15 protein-coding genes are annotated in these 15675 nt (G+C 70.3%); 10 read left to right on the top strand and 5 right to left on the bottom strand.

Annotated features, from left to right (window positions below):
- Positions 1 to 19 precede the first annotated feature (19 nt).
- Positions 20 to 946 (top strand): heme A synthase, encoded by a 927-nt coding sequence (locus tag ACFV9C_RS35280; RefSeq protein ID WP_380200870.1) that lies wholly within the window; start codon positions 20 to 22, stop codon positions 944 to 946.
- On the opposite strand, the gene ACFV9C_RS35275 is transcribed toward ACFV9C_RS35280, so the two are convergent.
- Together ACFV9C_RS35275 and ACFV9C_RS35270 are read right to left on the bottom strand one after the other, a co-directional pair.
- Complete coding sequence (locus tag ACFV9C_RS35275; RefSeq protein WP_380200538.1) at positions 943 to 1740, bottom strand: ABC transporter permease subunit; 798 nt, start codon at positions 1738 to 1740, stop codon at positions 943 to 945. The genes ACFV9C_RS35280 and ACFV9C_RS35275 overlap by 4 nt on opposite strands.
- On the bottom strand, positions 1737 to 2450 hold the full coding sequence (locus ACFV9C_RS35270) for an ABC transporter ATP-binding protein (RefSeq protein ID WP_380200536.1): 714 nt from the start codon (positions 2448 to 2450) through the stop codon (positions 1737 to 1739). The genes ACFV9C_RS35275 and ACFV9C_RS35270 overlap by 4 nt, the downstream gene beginning before the upstream one ends.
- Before the next feature lie 73 nt (positions 2451 to 2523).
- Between ACFV9C_RS35270 and ACFV9C_RS35265 the strand changes: the two genes are divergently transcribed.
- Positions 2524 to 3054 carry a helix-turn-helix domain-containing protein gene (locus ACFV9C_RS35265; protein WP_380200534.1) on the top strand — a complete coding sequence of 177 codons (531 nt, stop codon included), beginning with the start codon at positions 2524 to 2526 and terminating at the stop codon, positions 3052 to 3054.
- On the opposite strand, the gene ACFV9C_RS35260 is transcribed toward ACFV9C_RS35265, so the two are convergent.
- On the bottom strand, positions 3055 to 4134 hold the full coding sequence (locus ACFV9C_RS35260) for a ScyD/ScyE family protein (RefSeq protein ID WP_380200532.1): 1080 nt from the start codon (positions 4132 to 4134) through the stop codon (positions 3055 to 3057).
- A 102-nt stretch (positions 4135 to 4236) separates the two neighbouring features.
- Positions 4237 to 5214, bottom strand: a complete 978-nt coding sequence (locus ACFV9C_RS35255; RefSeq protein ID WP_380200868.1) for a heme o synthase — start codon at positions 5212 to 5214, stop codon at positions 4237 to 4239.
- A gap of 230 nt (positions 5215 to 5444) precedes the next feature.
- On the opposite strand from ACFV9C_RS35255, the gene tkt reads away from it, so the two are divergent.
- From tkt to ACFV9C_RS35215, 8 genes are read left to right on the top strand one after another with little or no spacing between them, the layout of a single operon-like run.
- On the top strand, positions 5445 to 7607 hold the full coding sequence (tkt, locus tag ACFV9C_RS35250) for a transketolase (protein ID WP_380200530.1): 2163 nt from the start codon (positions 5445 to 5447) through the stop codon (positions 7605 to 7607).
- Between the two features lie 38 nt (positions 7608 to 7645).
- Positions 7646 to 8755, top strand: a complete 1110-nt coding sequence (gene tal / locus ACFV9C_RS35245) for a transaldolase (protein WP_380200528.1) — start codon at positions 7646 to 7648, stop codon at positions 8753 to 8755.
- On the top strand, positions 8752 to 10326 hold the full coding sequence (locus tag ACFV9C_RS35240) for a glucose-6-phosphate isomerase (RefSeq protein ID WP_380200526.1): 1575 nt from the start codon (positions 8752 to 8754) through the stop codon (positions 10324 to 10326). The genes tal and ACFV9C_RS35240 overlap by 4 nt, the downstream gene beginning before the upstream one ends.
- A gap of 28 nt (positions 10327 to 10354) precedes the next feature.
- Positions 10355 to 11905 (top strand): glucose-6-phosphate dehydrogenase, encoded by a 1551-nt coding sequence (gene zwf / locus ACFV9C_RS35235; RefSeq protein ID WP_380200524.1) that lies wholly within the window; start codon positions 10355 to 10357, stop codon positions 11903 to 11905.
- The gene (locus ACFV9C_RS35230; RefSeq protein ID WP_380200522.1) at positions 11902 to 12990 is read left to right on the top strand and encodes a glucose-6-phosphate dehydrogenase assembly protein OpcA; all 1089 of its coding nucleotides are present in this window, start codon (positions 11902 to 11904) and stop codon (positions 12988 to 12990) included. Before zwf ends, ACFV9C_RS35230 begins: the two co-directional genes overlap by 4 nt.
- Positions 12987 to 13706, top strand: coding sequence for a 6-phosphogluconolactonase (gene pgl, locus ACFV9C_RS35225; RefSeq protein WP_380200520.1), 720 nt, complete (start codon positions 12987 to 12989; stop codon positions 13704 to 13706). The genes ACFV9C_RS35230 and pgl overlap by 4 nt, the downstream gene beginning before the upstream one ends.
- Positions 13707 to 13739: 33 nt before the next feature.
- Positions 13740 to 14567, top strand: coding sequence for an isocitrate lyase/phosphoenolpyruvate mutase family protein (locus tag ACFV9C_RS35220; protein ID WP_380200518.1), 828 nt, complete (start codon positions 13740 to 13742; stop codon positions 14565 to 14567).
- Positions 14557 to 15081 carry a hypothetical protein gene (locus tag ACFV9C_RS35215; RefSeq protein WP_380200516.1) on the top strand — a complete coding sequence of 175 codons (525 nt, stop codon included), beginning with the start codon at positions 14557 to 14559 and terminating at the stop codon, positions 15079 to 15081. Before ACFV9C_RS35220 ends, ACFV9C_RS35215 begins: the two co-directional genes overlap by 11 nt.
- Here the strand turns inward: ACFV9C_RS35215 and ACFV9C_RS35210 are convergent.
- Positions 15019 to 15654: an NADPH-dependent F420 reductase gene (locus ACFV9C_RS35210; RefSeq protein WP_380200514.1), complete on the bottom strand. Its 636-nt coding sequence runs from the start codon at positions 15652 to 15654 to the stop codon at positions 15019 to 15021. The two genes, ACFV9C_RS35215 and ACFV9C_RS35210, sit on opposite strands and share 63 nt — an antisense overlap.
- Between the last annotated feature and the right edge of the window lie 21 nt (positions 15655 to 15675).

The raw sequence follows: 15675 nt of genomic DNA, 5'->3' as shown, positions 1-15675 counted from the left end.
GCTTTAGAGTGTGCCGGTGATGAGCACGGATACCCCGCCCCAGGAGAGCGAGCCGGTCAGCAAGTTCTGGCGCCTGATCCCCGAGCCGAGCCTGGACGTCGTCCGGCGCTGGGGCTGGGCCTCGGTGGCGGTCAACATCGGCATCGTGGTGACCGGCGGACTGGTCCGGCTGACCGGGTCCGGTCTCGGCTGCCCTACCTGGCCGTCCTGCACCGACGACTCGTACGTACCGCACGCGGCACTCGGCTACCACGGTGCGATCGAGTTCACGAACCGGATGCTCGGGTTCGTGGTCGCGATCGTCGCGATCATCACCTGGCTGGTCGTGATGCGCTACCGCCCGATCCGCCGCGACCTGCGCCGGCTCGCGACCGCGGCCGCGCTCGGGGTCCCGCTGCAGGGCGTGATCGGCGGCATCAGCGTGCTCACCGGCCTGAACCCGTGGATCGTGTCGGCGCACTTCCTGGTCTCGCCGGTGATCATCACGCTCACGGTCTCGATGATGCGCCGATCCCGCACCAGCCCGTACCCGCACACTCCCCCGGTCGTCCGCGCGCTCGCGACCGCCGCGGTGGTGGCGGTCTGGCTGACCGTTGCCCTGGGCACCATTGTCACCGGGGCCGGCCCGCACTCGGGTGATCCGGAGACCGGCCGGAACGGGTTCGACCCGGAGCTGGTCAGCCAGCTGCACGCGGACGTCGTGTTCGGCCTGCTCGGCATCACGATCGCGCTGGTGATCGCGACCCGGGTGACCGCGACCTCGCGGACGTTGCGCAAGCTCGCGGCCTGGCTGCTGGCGATCGAGCTGCTGCAGGGCGCGGTCGGCTTCACGCAGTACTTCACCGGCCTGCCGTGGGGCGTCGTACTCGTCCACATGTTCCTGGCCGGCCTGCTGATCGCGCTCGTCACCGCCGTGTACGGCGAGCGCGGTACGCCGGCGACCTAGACGAGGTCGCGCCGCAGCGGTACGACGGCGGCGACGATCGCGCCGACGGCGGCGTACCCGATCAGGACCAAGGCGGCGTACGCCGGGGGCAATGGTGCGCCGAGGTGGCTGGAGGTCTGGTCGGCGATCGTGTCGGTGAGGAACGTGAAGCTGGTCAGCGAGGACGTCGCGCCGCCGGGCAGATACGGGTACAGCCGGTTCACGCCGGGCAGGATCATCAGCACGTACTCGAGGAAGTAGAAATACCCCAGGACGATGCCGACGGCAACGAGTTGGTGGCGGGCCAGTGCGCCGACGGCGACGCCGATCACGACGTAGACGGCCGCGACCACGGCGAGTTTCGTCAGCAGGAGCAGCAGGTCCGCCGGGTCGACCGTCAGCGTGACGCCGCGGACGAGGGCCGCGCCGAGCAGGGCGAGACCGGACGTCACGGACGCGATCAGGCCGTAGCAGAGGCCGCCGACGCCGTAGACGATCAGCTTCGCGGACAGCACCCGGCCGCGCCGCGGTGCCGCGAGGAACGTCGTACCGATCGTGCGGTGCCGGTACTCGCTGGTGACCGCGATCGTGCCGAAGAGCGCCGGGACGAACAGCAGCAGGCCGGTCAGCCCCACCGTCAGACCGGCGCCGGCCGGGGTGTCGATCGCGGGCATCGGCGGGGTCGCGTTCTCCGGACCGGTCAGCGCGAGGATGCCGGTCAGTCCGCCGCCCGAGGCCACCGCGGCGATCAGCGCCCAGAGCGGCAGGCGGGTCGAGAACAACCGGGTGATTTCGCCGCGGATCAGGGTGGTCATGCCGTCAGCTCCTTCGTGGTCAGCGTGAGGAAGGCCTGCTCGAGCGTCGTTCCGTGGCTGGTGAAGTCGGCCAGGCCGCCCGACCACGCGATCCGCCCCTGGTCGATCAGCACCAGGTCGTCGACGCTGTACTGCAACTCGGTCAGCACATGGCTGGAGATCAGTACGGTCCGCCCTTCGTCGGCGAGCGACCGCAGGAACGTCCGCAGCCAGACGATGCCCGCGGGATCCAGGCCGTTCGACGGCTCGTCCAGCACCAGTACGCCCGGATCTCCCAGCAACGCTGTCGCCAGCGCGAGCCGCTGCCGCATCCCGGTGGAGAACCCGCGCACCTTGCGATCGGCGTACCCGGTCAGCTCCACCGCCTCGATCACCGCCTCGACCCGCGCGCGGTCGTGACCACTCAGGTCGCACACGGTCCGCAGATGCGCCCTGGCACTCGTCGCCGGATGCGCGGCCGCGAGATCGAGTACGGCGCCGACCGCTCCGGTGGGGTCGGGCAGCTCCCGGTACGGCGTGCCGCCGAACAACGCGCTGCCCGCGTCCGGCCGGATCAGGCCCAGCAGCATCCGCAGTGTGGTCGACTTCCCGGCCCCGTTCGGCCCGACGAATCCCGTGACCCGGCCGGCGGCCGCGGTGAACGTCACGTCCCGCACGGCCTGCACCGCCCCGAAACTCTTGCTCAGCCCGGACACCCGAATCGGCACCATGACTGTCCCCTCTCCGACTATTATCAACCTGAGAGCGATAACATTATCAGACTGATAATGATCAGGAGACACTGTGCCGAAGGACTCACCGATCGCCGACGTGGTCATGCATCCGGCCCGGCTGCGGATCATCCAGCAGCTCGGCGGCCGCGAGCTCACCACCACCCAGCTCCGCGCGGCCCTGCCCGAGATCACCCAGGCGACGCTCTACCGGCACGTCGCGGCGCTGATCGACGCCGGCATCCTCGCGGTGGTCGCCGAACGCAAGGTCCGCGGTACCACCGAGCGGACGCTGGCGCTCGGCGAACGGCTCGCGATCGCCGACCTGGACGAGATCCGGGCGATGGACGCGGCCCAGCTGCGCACGAGCTTCCTGACCTTCCTCGGCCTGGTCGGCGAGACGTTCGACAAGTTCCTGGCCGCGGAGGACCAGGAGCTGCGTGACTACCTCGGCTTCGGGATGGGCCAGCTGTACGTCGCGGACGGCGATCTGCCCGCGCTGCAGAACCAGCTCAACGACGTACTCGCGCCGTACCGGGAGGAGCGACCCGGCACCCGCCGCCGGGTCGCTCTCGCCACCATCCTCATACCGGAAGCCGAATAGCTACCGCACCTGGTAGACCGCGCCCGGGCCGAAGACCGGGCCGGACACATACAGGTCACCTCGCCGGCTGAACGCCGCCCCGGCGGGCAGGATCAGCTTGTCCTTCGCCAGCTCGGTCCGATGCCCCCGGGTCTGCACGAACAGCGCGCCGACCTGGGGCTGGCCGCTGAGCTCGAACTGCAGCCAGCTCGCCTTCGCCAGCTCGACCACGGCGAGCTTCCCGTGCGGCCCGCCGGCCAGGTCCACGATCGACGTGTAGCCGTCGGCGTACCGCTTGCAGCTCCCCTTGGACGGGTTCTCCGGGTCGCACACCGCGCCCACCGAGCCCGGCCCGATCCGCCAGATTTCCGACGTCCCCGGTGTCGCCGGCACGCCGCGGAGCTCACCGACGTACCAGTACCCGTCCGACCCGACCGTGACCGACGTCGCGACCGCCTCGGCCGGGACCTTCGAACCGGCCGGCGGCAGCCCGAACTCGGGCGGCAGGCCCGGCGGAACCGTCACCGTGCGTGGCTTGAGCCGTGCGACCGTCGCGATGTGGCCGTTCGGCCAGACCCGCAGCAGGTCGTTGCCGGCCGCGTCGGACACCAGGACGGTGCCGTCCGCGAGCGCGGCGACCCCGAACGGGTTCGAGTCGGTCGGATTGTTCTCGAGGTCGTACGGATCCGGGTCGTGCGCCTGGTACGCGGCGATGTCGGCGACCTTGATCGCCTTCCCGCGCCACAGCTTGTACAGCGTCGAGCTGCCCGGCACCGGTGGCTGCCCCGGCTCGCCGCCCGCGCCGGTCAGTGCGTACGTGACGCCCCGGTGACTGGTGTCGATCGCCGGCGGGAACCCGCCGGTGCCCGGCACTGTGCCGAGCTTCCACGTCCTGTGCCCGTCGGTCGCGTACACGGAACCGTCCGTGACGCTGTAGATGACCTGGTTCCGGTACGTCGAGACGCCGCGCGGCCCGTCCAGCCCGGTCGCCACCGGCCGCAGTCCCGAATGGTTGCCGCCGGCGTCGGCCTGCCCCGCGAGCAGGAGCGACCCTGTCAGTGCGAGCGCCGCGAGCGCGGCGATGCGTGTTCGTACCCCCATGTGTTTCCCCCTGAAGCCACGTCTCCCCAGGCGTGGAATCCCCCTCCACAGACCGGACCATCGCAACAAAAGATCACGGCGAGGTCAACACTCAGCGGAAACTCAGCGCAGCAAGGGGTCGATCGCGGCGGCGATGAACAGCAGTGCGAGGTAGATGTTGGAGAAGTGGAACAGCCGCATCGGCCGCAGCGCCGCGCCGTCCGCGCCGGTGTGGGCCCGGAGCAACAGCCGGCGGGCCTCGCGGAGGAACACGAAGCCGAGCACGATCGCGGCCAGCGGGTACACGTAGCCGGTGCCGCCGATCGGCCAGAGCGCGATCGAGGTGGCGACCATGATCACCGAGTACGCCATGATCTGCCGGGCGGTGGCGACCGGGGTGGCGACCACGGGCAGCATCGGCACGTCGACCGCCGCGTAGTCCTCGCGGTACCGCATCGCCAGCGACCAGGTGTGCGGCGGGGTCCAGAAGAACACCACCAGGAACAGCACGACCGGCGTCCAGGCCAGCTTGCCGGTGACCGCGGTCCAGCCGATCAGGGTCGGGAAGCAGCCGGCGATGCCGCCCCAGACGATGTTCTGCACGGTCCGGCGCTTGAGCACCATCGTGTACCCGAAGACGTAGAACAGGTTCGCCGCCAGCGCCAAGCCGGAGGACAGCCAGTTCACGAAGAAGCCGAGCTCCAGGGTGGCCAGCACGCCGAGCACGACCCCGAAGATCGTCGCCGAGCGCGGGCTGACCGCGTGCCGCGGCAGCGGGCGGCGCCGGGTCCGGCGCATCTGCTCGTCGATGTCCCGGTCGAACACGCAGTTGATCGTGTTCGCGCTGCCGGAGGCAAGGATGCCGCCGATCAGCGTCGCCACCACGATCCGGAGCCCCGGCACGCCGTCCGCGGCCAGGAACATCACCGGCACCGTGGTCACCAGCAGCAGCTCGATGATGCGCGGCTTGGTCAGACCGACGTACGCCTTCACCACGTCGCGCACCGACGGACTCGCTGTTGCGGCTGACACAGCGGGAGCGTCCGGCAGCGGCGTCGGGTACGACGTCGTCGCGGCGGGACGCGGGTCGACGGCCGTCACGAACACCTCGAACAGAATCTGGGTTGACGCCGGCTGACCGGCGCTGACGATTCAGCAGTCTACGACGCCCCGTAGGAGGGTTCGCACACCCCCCTTCGGGATCGGGGAACAGGGTCGGACGCTGAACGGTTGACAAACAGTCGAGTGGTACCCAGCGGACGGTCCTCGCCACAGTAGGCTCATCCTGAGTGAGTACCCAGAAGACTTTCCTCGAGAGGAGCGCCGGCGGCGTGACGGAGAAGACCAAGCTTGAATGGACCGAGCTCGACCAGCGCGCGGTCGACACCGTGCGGGTGCTCGCGATGGACGCGGTCGAGAAGGTCGGCAACGGGCACCCCGGTACGGCGATGAGCCTGGCGCCGGCGGCGTACCTGCTGTTCCAGAAGGTGATGCGGCACAACCCGGCCGACCCGCACTGGGCCGGTCGCGACCGCTTCGTGCTGTCCGCGGGCCACTCCAGCCTGACCCTGTACATTCAGCTGTACCTGGCCGGCTTCGGCCTCGAGCTGGACGACCTGAAGTCGCTGCGGACCTGGGGCAGCAAGACCCCCGGCCACCCGGAGTACCGGCACACGGCCGGCGTCGAGACCACCACCGGCCCGCTCGGCCAGGGTGTCGGCAACGCGGTCGGGATGGCGATGGCGGCCCGCCGCGAGCGCGGCCTGCTGGAGCCGGAGGCCGCACCCGGCGACGGTGTGTTCGACCACCACGTGTACGTGATCGCCTCCGACGGCGACCTGGAGGAGGGTGTCTCCGCGGAGGCATCGTCGCTGGCCGGTCACCAGCAGCTCGGCAACCTCACCGTCATCTGGGACGACAACAAGATCTCGATCGAGGACGACACCAACATCGCGTTCTCCGAGGACGTCGCCGCCCGCTACGCGGCCTACGGCTGGGATGTCCGGACCGTCGACTGGACCGACGGCGGAACCGGCTACCACGAAGACGTGCAGGCGCTCTACGACGCGATCGAAGCCGGCAACACGGTCACCGACAAGCCCACCTTCATCAAGCTGCGCACGATCATCGGCTGGCCGGCAGCCACCAAGAAGGGCACCGGCAAGGTGCACGGCAACGCGCTCGGCGCCGAGGAGGTCGCGGCGACCAAGCAGATCCTCGGCTGGGACCCGGAGCAGACCTTCCAGGTCGCCGACGAGGTGCTCGCCCACACCCGGCAGGCGCTCGAGCGGGGCAAGACGCTGGAGTCCGCCTGGACCGCCAAGTACGAGGCGTGGAAGGGCGCGAACGCCGAGCGTGCCGCGCTGTTCGACCGGCTCTCCAAGCGGGAGCTGCCGGCGGGCTGGCGGCAGGCACTGCCGAGCTGGGACGCCGACGCCAAGGGCATCGCGACCCGGGCCGCCTCCGGCGAGGTGCTGACGAAGCTGGCGCCCGAGTTGCCCGAGCTGTGGGGCGGCTCCGCCGACCTGGCCGGCTCGAACAACACCACCCCGAAGGGGCAGCCGTCGTTCATCCCCAAGGAGCACTCCACCGAGGAGTTCCAGGGCGACGAGTACGGCCGGGTGCTGCACTTCGGTATTCGTGAGCACGCGATGGGCTCGATCCTGAACGGCATCGCCCTGCACGGGCTGACCCGGCCGTACGGCGGTACCTTCCTGGTCTTCTCCGACTACATGCGTCCGTCGGTGCGGCTGGCCGCGCTGATGAAGCTGCCGGTCACGTACGTGTGGACGCACGACTCGATCGGCCTCGGCGAGGACGGCCCGACGCACCAGCCGATCGAGCACCTGTCCGCGCTGCGCGCGATCCCGGGCCTGGACGTCGTCCGCCCCGGTGACGCGAACGAGACGGCCGCCGCCTGGGCGACCGTCCTCGAGCACACCGACCGTCCGGCCGGCCTGATCCTGACCCGGCAGAACGTGCCGACCTTCCCGCGCGGCGCCGACGGCTACGCGACCACGGAGAACGTCCGCAAGGGCGGGTACGTCCTGCTCGACACCGACGGCACGCCGGACGTGGTTCTGATCGGCACTGGCTCGGAGGTCCAGCTCGCCGTCCAGGCGCGCGCCAAGCTCGCTGAGGAAGGCATCAAGGCCCGGGTGGTCTCGATGGTCTCCCGCGAGTGGTTCGACGAGCAGGACGACGCCTACCGCGAGACCGTGATCCCCGCGGACGTCCGGGCCCGGGTCTCGGTCGAGGCCGGGATCGCGCTCAGCTGGCACGACATCGTCGGCGACGCCGGCCGGTCGGTCAGCCTCGAGCACTACGGCGCCTCCGCGGCGTACCAGACCCTGTACGACGAGTTCGGCATCACGACCGACGCGGTCGTGCAGGCCGCCAAGGACAGCATCGCCGCCGCCGCACAGATCAGCGGTCCGGGTGTCCCGCCCGGACGTTCCGCCGCCGGGCCGGTCGGACCGGCCGACGCCAACTGACACCCACCCGAGAACATTCCGGAAGAAGGCATCGGAACATGAACGATCGCTTGAAAGCACTCGCCGACGCGGGTGTCTCCATCTGGCTCGACGACCTGTCCCGCGAGCGGCTGACCAGCGGCAGCCTGCAGGCGCTGATCGAGGACAAGCACGTCACCGGCGTGACCACGAACCCGACGATCTTCGCCAAGGCGATCTCGGACGCGGACGCGTACGCCGAGGTGATCGGCAAGCTGGCCGCGCAGGGGGTGTCCACCGACGAGGCGATCCGGGTGATCACCACCAGCGACGTCCGCGACGGCGCCGACGTGTTCAAGCCGACGTACGACGACACGGAGGGCCAGGACGGCCGGGTGTCGATCGAGGTCGAGCCGACGCTCGCGCACGACACCGCGAAGACGGTCGAGCAGGCCAAGCAGCTGTGGGAGATCGTCGGCCGGGAGAACGTCTTCATCAAGATCCCGGCCACCAAGGAGGGCCTGCCCGCAATCACCCAGACGCTGGCCGCCGGGATCAGCGTGAACGTGACGCTGATCTTCTCGCTGGAGCGCTACAAGGCCGTCGCCGATGCGTTCCTGACCGGCCTCGAGCAGGCCGTCGAGAACGGCCACGACGTCACCAAGATGGCCAGCGTCGCCTCGTTCTTCGTCAGCCGGGTGGACACCGAGGTGGACAAGCGGCTGGACGCGATCGGTACCGACGAGGCCAAGGCGCTGAAGGGCAAGGCCGCGATCGCCAACGCCCGGCTCGCGTTCCAGGCGTACGAGGAGATCTTCGACACCGACCGCTGGCGCGAGCTGGAGACCGCCGGCGCGAAGCCGCAGCGCCCGCTGTGGGCGTCGACCGGCACCAAGGACCCGTCGTACTCCCCCACCCTGTACGTCGACAACCTGGTCACCAAGGGCGTCGTGAACACGATGCCGGAGGCAACGATCAAGGCGGCCGAGGAGCACAGCGAGTTCTCCGGTGACACCGTCCGCGGCGACTACGCGGCCGACCGCAAGGTGATCGACGACCTGGAGCGGCTGGGCATCTCGTACGACGAGGTCGTGCAGATCCTCGAGGACGAGGGTGTCGCGAAGTTCGACGCGTCCTGGTCGGAGCTGCAGGACACCGTCACCGCCGCTCTGAAGGGTGCTGCCAAGTGACCGCTGTAACCACCCAGAACGGCGACTGGACCGACGTCGTCGGCAAGCTCGTCGAAGAGAAGATTGCCTCCCGGATCGCCGCGAAGGACGCGACGATCTGGGGCCCCGAGGCCGAGCACGAGGCCTCCATCCGGCTCGGCTGGGTGGACCTGCACGAGACGTCCCGGCCGTTGCTGGCCGAGGTCGAGTCGCTGCTCGCGGACCTGCGGTCCGAAGGGCTGACCCGGATCGTGCTGTCCGGCATGGGCGGTTCCTCGCTGGCTCCCGAGGTCATCACCCGGACGGCGGGCGTCGAGCTCGTCGTCCTGGACTCGACCGACCCGAGTGTCGTGAAGCGCGCGCTCGACGGCGACCTGTCGAAGACCGTGATCGTGGTGTCCAGCAAGTCCGGCGGTACGGTCGAGACCGACAGCCACCGGCGTACCTTCGCCAAGGCCTTCACCGACGCCGGCATCGACGCGGCCTCGCGGATCGTTGTCGTGACGGATCCGGGGTCGCCGTTCGAGAAGCTGTCGAAGGACGAGGGCTACCGCAAGACGTTCCTCGCCGACCCGAACATCGGCGGCCGGTACAGCGCGCTGACCGCGTTCGGCCTGGTGCCGTCCGGTCTGGCCGGTGCCGACATCGCCGAGCTGCTCGACCAGGCGGCCGAGGCCGCACCTTCGCTGCAGGCCGACTCGACCGACAACCCGGCGCTGTGGCTGGGTGCGGTTCTCGCGGCGAGCGCGGGCCGGGACAAGGCGATCATCACGGCGGACGGGTCCGACATCGTCGGGTTCCCGGACTGGGCCGAGCAGCTGATCGCGGAGAGCACCGGCAAGAACGGCACCGGCGTACTCCCGGTCGCGGTCGAGGTGACCGCGCCGGAGCTGCGCAGCGAAGCGGCCGACCTGACCAACGCGCTGCTCGCGGACAAGGCGACCAGCGGGGTGCCGACGGCGCTGACGTCGGGGTCGCTCGGCGGGCAGATGTTGCTCTGGGAGACGGCGACGGCGGTGGCGGGTTACCTGCTCGGCATCAACCCGTTCGACCAGCCGGACGTGGAGAGCGCGAAGAAGGCGGCCCGCGGGCTGCTCGACGCGCAGCCGGAGCCGGAGGCGGCCGCCTTCACCGAGGGGGCTGTCGAGGTTCGTGGTTCCGCGGGTCTGCTGGACGGTGTCGCCTCGCTGAAGGGCGCGGTGGACGCGTTGCTCGGCAAGCTCGACGACAAGGGCTACGTAGCAGTCATGGCGTACCTCGACTCCGAGCGGGACGCCGACCTGCTGGCGGTCCGGCCGGCGCTGGCGACCACGACGGGTCGCCCGACGACCTTCGGCTGGGGCCCGCGGTTCCTGCACTCGACCGGGCAGTACCACAAGGGTGGGCACCCGGAGGGCGTGTACCTGCAGATCACCGGTGCGCACCCGGTGGACGTGGAGATCCCGGACCGGCCGTTCACGTTCGGCACGCTGATCTCGGCGCAGGCCGCCGGGGACGCGAACGTACTGGCCGAACGCGGGCGTCCGGTGCTGCGGTTGCACCTGACCGACGTGGCTGCCGGCGTACCGCAGTTGCTGTCCCTGTTCGAGTAGAGCCACCTGACACGGGAGGAAAGTGGCTATGACCGCTGAGCTCGACGAAGAGCCGACAGGTCCGGTCAATCCGCTGCGCGATCCGCAGGATCGGCGGCTGCCGAGGATCGCCGGGCCGTGCGGCCTGGTGATCTTCGGGGTGACCGGCGACCTCGCCCGGAAGAAGCTGATGCCGGCGGTCTACGACCTGGCGAACCGGGGGCTGCTGCCCCCGGGTTTCGCCCTGGTCGGGTTCGCCCGCCGGGACTACACCAACCAGGACTTCGCCCAAATCGTGCACGACTCGGTGAAGGAGCACGCCCGGACGCCGTTCCGCGAGGAGGTCTGGCAGCAGCTGTCCGAGGGCTTCCGGTTCGTGCCCGGTGACCTGACCGACGACGAGGCGTTCGAGCGGCTGCGGCAGACGGTCGACGAGCTCGACGTCACCCGCGGTACCGGCGGGAACCACGCGTTCTACCTGTCGATCCCGCCGGGGTTGTTCCCGGAGGTGGTCCGGCAGCTGTCCGAGCACGGGCTGACCGACGAGAAGCCCGGGTCCTGGCGGCGGGTGGTGATCGAGAAGCCGTTCGGGCACGACCTGAAGAGCGCCCGCGAGCTGAACCACGTGGTCGAGTCGGTCTTCCCGCCCGAGGCGGTCTTCCGGATCGACCACTACCTGGGCAAGGAGACGGTCCAGAACATCCTCGCGCTGCGGTTCGCGAACGCGATGTTCGAGCCGATCTGGAACAGCAACTACGTCGACCACGTGCAGATCACGATGGCCGAGGACATCGGCATCGGCGGCCGCGCCGGGTACTACGACGGCATCGGCGCCGCCCGCGACGTGATCCAGAACCACCTGCTCCAACTGCTCGCGCTGATCGCGATGGAGGAGCCGGTGAGCTTCGACGCGTGGTCGCTGCGGCAGGAGAAGAAGAAGGTTCTGAACGCGGTCACGCTGCCGGAGCGGCTGGACCTGCACACGGCCCGCGGGCAGTACGCCGCCGGCTGGGCGGGCGGCGTGAAGGTCAAGGGCTACCTGCAGGAGGACGGCATCCCGTCGGACTCCGCGACCGAGACGTTCGCGGCGCTCCGGGTCGACGTCGACACCCGGCGCTGGGCGGGCGTCCCGTTCTACCTGCGGACCGGCAAGCGGCTCGGCCGCCGGGTCACGGAGGTCGCGGTGATGTTCAAGCGCGCGCCGCACCTGCCGTTCACCAAGACGGAGACCGAGGAGCTGGGACAGAACGCCCTGGTGCTGCGGATCCAGCCGGACGAGGGCATCACGGTCCGGTTCGGCGCCAAGGTACCGGGGACCTCGATGGAGATCCGCGACGTGAACATGGACTTCGCGTACGGCGGATCGTTCACCGAGTCCTCGCCCGAGGCGTACGAGCGACTGATCCTCGACGTACTGCTCGGTGATCCGCCGCTGTTCCCGCAGCACACCGAGGTCGAGCTCGGCTGGAAGATCCTCGACCCGGTGCTCGACTACTGGGCCCGGCACCGGAAGCCGGAGCAGTACGCGTCCGGCGACTGGGGCCCGGACTCGGCGCACGAGATGCTCGCCCGCGACGGACGTAGCTGGAGGCGGCCATGATCATCGACCTGACCGACACCACGTCGAGCGAGATCGCGTCCGCGCTGCTGAAGGCGCGGCGGAACGCCGGATCGCCGGCGATGGGCATGGTCGGCACGATCGTGGTGGTCGTCGACGAGGCGTCCCACCACGACGCGATGAAGGCCGCGAACGAGGCCGGCCGTGAGCACCCCTCGCGGGTGCTGGTGGCGATCCTGCGACCCGGCAAGGGTGCGCCCGGGCTGGACGCCGAAGTCCGTGTGGGTGAAGGGATTCCGGGCGAGGCGGTGCTGCTGCGGCTGCACGGGGAGCTGGCGAAGGTGCCGGAGTCCGTGATCACGCCGCTGCTGCTGCCGGACTCCCCCGTGATCGTGTGGTGGCCGGGCGGCGGACCGCGGGTTCCGGCCGAGGATCCGCTCGGCAAGCTCGGCCGGCGGCGGGTGACCGACGCGGCGGCGACGCGGCGAGCGTCGGTGGACTACAGCGCCCGGGCCGAGGGGTACGCGCCCGGCGACACCGACTTCGCGTGGACGCGGCTGACGCCGTGGCGGGCGTTGATGGCGGCCGCCCTGGACCAGTACCCGACGCGCGTGACCGGCGCCGAGGTGTCGGCGGCGCGTGGCAACCCGAGCGCGGACCTGATGGCGGCGTGGCTGCAGTCCCGGTTGAAGGTTCCGGTGGAGCAGCGGACGTCTCGCGGTCCGGGCGTGACCGCCGTACGGCTGTTCACGCCGTCGGGGCCGATCGCGTTGACCCGGCCGGACGGCGCGGTGGCGACGTTCAGCGTGCCGGGGCAGCCGGATCGGCCGGTGGCGTTGAAGCGGCGTACGACGTCTGAGCTCCTCAGCGAGGAACTGCGGCGGCTGGACCCGGACGATGTGTATGCGAAGACGCTCGCGTGCATGGTGGAGCGGGACAGCATGCCGGCCGAGAAGAAGAAGGTTGCGGAGACGGCGCGGAAGTCGGCGCCGGTGAAGGCGGCTGCCGCGGCCAAGAAGGTTGTGACGAAGAAAGCTCCGGCCAAGAAGGCTGCCGCCGCGAAGAAGAGCGTTGCCAAGAAGACCGCTGTCAAGAAGACCGTTGCGAAGAAGGCTGCGAAGCGATGACTGTGGATCCTGAGCTGGTGATTCATCCCGATGCCGAGGACCTGGCGTTCTCGGTGGCGGGCCGGCTGATCACCGCGATCGTCGACGCGCAGAGCACCGGCGGCGTCGCGCAGGTGGTGCTGACCGGCGGGCGGGTGGCCGCGAAGGTGTACCAGGCGGTCGCCGAGTCGCCGGCGCGCGTCGAGGTCGACTGGCAGCGGGTCGAGTTCTGGTGGGGCGACGAACGGTTCCTGCCGGCCGGCGACCCCGAACGGAACGAGACCCAGGCGCGGGACGCGTTCCTGTCGGCCCTGGACGTCGACCCGGCACGGGTGCACCCGATGGCGGCCGACACCGGTCAGGGCGCGGAGGCGGCGGCCGCGGCGTACGGCGCCGAGCTCGAAGCGGCCGGTTCGCCTACGTTCGACGTAGTGATGCTCGGGGTCGGGCCCGACGGGCATGTCGCTTCGTTGTTCCCGGGGTACCCGCAGGTCGAGGTGACGGACGTGGCGGCGGTCGCGGTGCACGACTCGCCGAAGCCGCCGCCGACGCGGGTGTCGCTGACGATGCCGTTGCTCGACCGGGCGCGCGAGGTCTGGTTCGTGGTGTCGGGCGAGGACAAGGCCGACGCGGTCGCGAAGGCGCTGGCCGAGGGCGACGTACCGGCGGCCCGTCCGAAGGGGCAGAACCGCACGCTCTGGCTGCTGGACGAGAAGGCAGCGCGGCAGGTTCGGTGAGCTCCGAACTGTCGCGGTGACAGACTCGGGGCCATGACGCTCCGAGGCACGTTCCGAGAGTTGCATGCCGGCCGGTTCGTGATGCCGAACGCGTGGGACGCCGGGAGCGCGGTGCTGCTCGCGGCCGCCGGGTTCCCGGCGATCGCCACGACGAGCGCGGGGATCGCGTTCTCGCTGGCGAAGGGCGACCACACGCTGCCGGACGGCGCGCCCGCGGTGTCGCGGGACGAGATGTTCGCGCGGGTCCGGGAGATCACCGCGGCCGTCGACGTACCGGTGAACGGAGACCTCGAGGACGGGTACGGCGCCGCGCCGTCGCGGGTCGCCGACACGATCGGGCTGGCGCGGGACGCCGGGTTGGCCGGCGGGAACATCGAGGACTACGACGGGCGGGAGCTGTACGACGTCTCACTCGCGGTGGAACGGATCGCCGCGGCCCGGGAGGCGGGCGGGCCGTCCTTCGTCCTGACGGCTCGTACCGACGGACAGTTGCTGCGTACGCCGGTACCGCTGGCGGACTCGATCGACCGCGCGAACCGGTTCCGCGCGGCCGGGGCGGACTGCCTGTACGTGCCGGGCGTCACCGATGTGACCACGATCCGCACGCTGGTGCAGGAGATCGACGGGCCGCTCAACGTGGTGATCGGCCTTGGTACGTCGACGTTGAACGTCGGCGAGCTGCAGGCCGCCGGCGTCGCGCGGATCAGCCTGGGCGGATCGATCGCCCGGGCCGCGCTCGGCTTCGTCCGGCGGAGTGCGGAGGAGCTGGCGACCCGCGGGACCATCAGCTTCGCCGCGGATCAGATCCCACAGGCTGACCTGAACGAGCTCTTTGCGCGATCATCCAGGGGTGAGCATTGATCGGACCGTGCGGCAGGTGGCGCTGACGCACGCGGTCGTCGGGTTCGCCACCTGCCTGTGCCTGATCGTCTTCTACACCGGGGCGTCGGCGTTCGGACCGATCAACGATGTCGGTAATGCGGTGCTGGGTGTGCTCAGCTTCGGTCTGGCCTGGGTTCTGGTGCCACGTCGTGCCGTCCTGGTCGGGTTCGCCGCCGTCGGCGCGGTGGTGACCGTTGTCGGGACGGTCCTCGTCCTCGGGGGTATCACCGGGTTCTATCTCGCGGGGCTGTGGTCGAGCTTCGGGTTCGCGCTCGTCGGGGTCTGGCTGGTCGGGGTGCGCGGGTTTCTGCCCGGTGTGGTGATGCTGCTCGGGCTGGTCGGCGTACCGGGGATCCTGATGGGGCTCGACGACATGAGCAGCGCGCCGGGGTGGACGTTCGCGGCGGGCGTCAGCTGGGCGGGGACGTACCTACTGTTCCCGGCCTGGAGCCTGCGGCTCGCCCGGCGGGACCGTACCGAAAGCAGCCTCTAGCGGCGGGAACATCCCACGCACGTCTCCCCCAGCGACCCAGATCCCGATCACCAAGGCGGCAGTTGCCTCCAGCAACTTCGCCCGTACCAGCCCACCGGCCGGCACCGGCACACACCCCAGATCCCGCACCAGCTCCGCCACCTGCTCGACGCCTTCGTCCCCACACAGCGGCACCCCCAGCCCGCGCGGCGGATTCCTCCACACGGTGTCCGCCGCCAGATTGAACGCCTTCACCACCACCGCGTCAGTCACCGCACTGACCGCTTCCGTAATACAGTCCTGGGCCAACGTGAAGTTCCTGTGATCTAGAGCATTCGTGCAATCGACGAGCGTCCTGCCCCCAGGCACCAGGCGGGCGACCTCCACCGCGTTCTCACCCGGCACAGCCAGCAGTACGACCTCGCCGTACGCCGCCGCGTCCTCGAGCGTGCCGGCCGCCGCACCGACCCGCTCAGCCACCGCAGCCGCCCGCTCGACGGACCGCCCGCCGATCATCACCTCGTGCCCGGCGCGGACCCATCCGCTCGCGAGTGCCTCGGCCATCATTCCGTTGCCCAATGTCCCAATTCGCATGGTCCCGACCGTAGCCAGATC

It is taken from the genome of Kribbella sp. NPDC059898, assembly GCF_042730855.1.
Classification (GTDB): Bacteria; Actinomycetota; Actinomycetes; order Propionibacteriales; family Kribbellaceae; genus Kribbella.
Note: the sequence above shows the minus strand (reverse complement) of the source record. Positions and strands in the feature narration are given on the sequence as shown.

Bases quoted from the DNA above. Each gene is read 5' to 3' on its own strand.
- zwf (WP_380200524.1), top strand. From the start codon at position 10,355: ATGACCGCTGAGCTCGACGAAGAGCCGACAGGTCCGGTCAATCCGCTG.
- ACFV9C_RS35260 (WP_380200532.1), bottom strand. From the start codon at position 4,134: ATGGGGGTACGAACACGCATCGCCGCGCTCGCGGCGCTCGCACTGACA.
- ACFV9C_RS35275 (WP_380200538.1), bottom strand. From the start codon at position 1,740: ATGACCACCCTGATCCGCGGCGAAATCACCCGGTTGTTCTCGACCCGC.
- tal (WP_380200528.1), top strand. From the start codon at position 7,646: ATGAACGATCGCTTGAAAGCACTCGCCGACGCGGGTGTCTCCATCTGG.
- ACFV9C_RS35210 (WP_380200514.1), bottom strand. From the start codon at position 15,654: ATGCGAATTGGGACATTGGGCAACGGAATGATGGCCGAGGCACTCGCG.
- pgl (WP_380200520.1), top strand. From the start codon at position 12,987: ATGACTGTGGATCCTGAGCTGGTGATTCATCCCGATGCCGAGGACCTG.
- ACFV9C_RS35270 (WP_380200536.1), bottom strand. From the start codon at position 2,450: ATGGTGCCGATTCGGGTGTCCGGGCTGAGCAAGAGTTTCGGGGCGGTG.
- ACFV9C_RS35280 (WP_380200870.1), top strand. From the start codon at position 20: ATGAGCACGGATACCCCGCCCCAGGAGAGCGAGCCGGTCAGCAAGTTC.
- ACFV9C_RS35220 (WP_380200518.1), top strand. From the start codon at position 13,740: ATGACGCTCCGAGGCACGTTCCGAGAGTTGCATGCCGGCCGGTTCGTG.
- ACFV9C_RS35230 (WP_380200522.1), top strand. From the start codon at position 11,902: ATGATCATCGACCTGACCGACACCACGTCGAGCGAGATCGCGTCCGCG.